Below are 2,529 nucleotides of genomic sequence, written 5' to 3' on the forward strand. Positions count from 1 at the left end.
AATATTGGTTTAAAACCTTGCCCCTTGTGGGCAAAAAAAATTAAAATATTATTCCTAATTAAAACTCTATCCCTTTATGGGTAGAGTATTCTGAATTCTGAATTCTGTATTCTGACTCCTGTTTTATTGCCACCAATATTAAACACGATTAGATCGCCTACAAGATCGGCACTAGGAAAAACCGAGCGTAATTCGTCAAAAGTCTGAAACTTCGCCGAGTTCATGAGTTTAAACCAACGAATCAGCGCAGTTTCACTATCAAGATACTTTTCCCCAAATTGACGCAATACTTTACGAGAAATAACGTGCATGATTCGCTGGATTCATGAGGCTATTATAGCGAATCTCGTCATAGTGCGATCGCCTGTCTAATTAGTTCAACCCTTAGCTTAATACCTACCCCTATTCCCATGATTGAAATTCATCAATGGCGCTACGAATTAAGGATGTTATTTGAGCGCGGCGGGTTTCAAAGTTGGCGGCGATATAAATCAGTAAGATGCCAACTAGCAAGCCAACAACCCATTTTAAAAAGGAGTATTGCAAGCTGAAAATTACTGATTGATAGATTGTAGTAATTAAAAAAGTGGCTGTACCAATGTAGAGAAAAGCCCGCACTCTCAAAGCTAATCCGGCAAATATGGCGATGAGGCTGAAAATACCCGGTATCCAAGCTGCATTTTGATGAAATAAAATTGCCCACCCACAAATTAAACCACTACCTAACACTCTCAGAAGATGACGAGATGTTTTGTACTCTGGTAGCTTTAGTTGGGTATCTACTTGAGCAATATAAAGCAGTGATAATCCAATTGGCGTTACATACCATAAAACATCAGTTAGGCGTAATTCATAAAACCAACGGTAAAGTGCCCAATCAATTAACGCCACACTAACATAAGTAAAACGGATGTTTTCACCCACCTTTGCCAGGAAGATGTAAAATCCAGCTGCAAGTAACAAGGTAATGGGGTAAGTTTGCAGTCTAGTTTCCCATAAAATTATCAGTGGTATAATGTAGGCGGCTTGCTGCCAAGGTCTTTTAGACCAACCCCAATTCTCCCAAGGCAAGATGTACAGAAAATAGGCCACCACACAGGCGATCGCACCGTTCCAAGGAACTAACGGCCCAGCCCAAAACCGTCCCACTGCTGTCTCGCGCCAATAAACCCTCATCCCGGCTACCTCTAATAAACCAAGGTAAACCCACATCTCGGCTATTGTGATTCCTGCAAAGATGCTGGGGGAAGTGCGCGAATTTCGTCCTTGAAAGATGGCATAACGAATTAAAAATATCCCCGTTCCCAATCCCACCAAACGGTTAACTCCAATGGGAAGAGGAATGGCAGCCATTAATAAACAGCTACTCCAAGCCCAATGAATATGGGCAATTCCTTTTAGTTCTTGAGGAGTCAGGCGTAAGTAGCTGACTAGCCTTGGCGACAGGATGCGGTAAGCATACATAATACTTGCACCAAGGGCAGACATGGCAATCAATCCATCACCTAATGCTTCTGTTGAAGCTTGTAACATTTGATAGAACAAAAGTTCATAGGCAGAAATGGATACGCCAATGATTACTAAGTACAGCAGGGGTTTAAAGTTCTCGCGCCGTCGCCCTACGCCAATGATAATTAAAGCTACACCCAAAGAATACAAACCAGTCCACTCGGTGAAGGTGTCCAAACGCAGCAATACACTGAATGCACCATAAATTAATGGTAAAATGTGAAAACTACTTGGAAGCCTTTCTAACTGATGTCGTCGTCGCCACCACTCGCCGACAAGTTGAGTGATTAAACCCAAGGCGATATTTGCGATCGCTATCCTAACAGTTGAACGTTCCCCAAATCCCAACACTTGGGCAGTCAACAATTCCAAAGACCAACCGATGCCATAAAATGCCCAATTTGTCGGTTCTCGCCAACTGCGATAAACAATGGCTACCAAGGTGATTGCAGTGGCAGCTAAGTACAAAAATCCAGAAGTAATAAACCCGGAGTAAATCAGTATTGAGTGTAGCGTTAAACCAAACAACTCAAAACCACACAATGCGATCGCCCATTTATCACTGGCGGCTGCATATATAATTGCTAATTCGTTACCGCGTCGGTTCAAAACTGTGGTCACTGAGTTTACGGTGAGCGACTTGTACTGACTTGTACTGAGCGTAGTCGAAGTAGCGTAGTCGAAGTAAGTCGAACTGCGGCGCAAAAGTGTCCGTGCTAACCATAAAATTAGGATTGCGATCGCTCCTACGACAAACCAACCTCCTAGCGCGAGGCGAGGTAAGCCAGGTACGCCTACCCATAAAAGTGCCACAATGAAACTCAGAAGAAATCCTTCTGTAATTACCGCAGATATTTGGTTTCGCAAATAGCGCGTATTTGCGAACATCAATCCTGTACCCACGGCTAAACCGATTAATCTGGTTTCTGCTAGCTGTAAAGTCAGTAACTGGGCAACTCCTACAGCCAATACACTCAAGTAACGGCTAGTAAGGCGACGCTCTATAATTGTGGCATTGGC

Annotated in this window: 1 protein-coding gene and 1 pseudogene; both read right to left on the bottom strand. The window is 43.2% G+C overall.

All coding sequences use genetic code 11. The features are described 5' to 3' along the window. Positions 1-74: 74 nt before the first annotated feature. Positions 75-311 carry a type II toxin-antitoxin system HigB family toxin gene (locus LC574_RS35230; RefSeq protein ID WP_229458267.1) on the bottom strand — a complete coding sequence of 79 codons (237 nt, stop codon included), beginning with the start codon at positions 309-311 and terminating at the stop codon, positions 75-77. Between the two features lie 91 nt (positions 312-402). After that, positions 403-2,529 (bottom strand): annotated as a pseudogene (locus LC574_RS35235) (DUF2157 domain-containing protein); the annotation flags it as partial.

The organism is Nostoc sp. CHAB 5715, assembly GCF_020829685.1.
GTDB lineage: Bacteria > Cyanobacteriota > Cyanobacteriia > Cyanobacteriales > Nostocaceae > Nostoc.

What these genes read in the sequence shown, in the direction of transcription:
- LC574_RS35230 (WP_229458267.1), bottom strand. Translation starts at nt 311, where the DNA reads ATGCACGTTATTTCTCGTAAAGTATTGCGTCAATTTGGGGAAAAGTAT.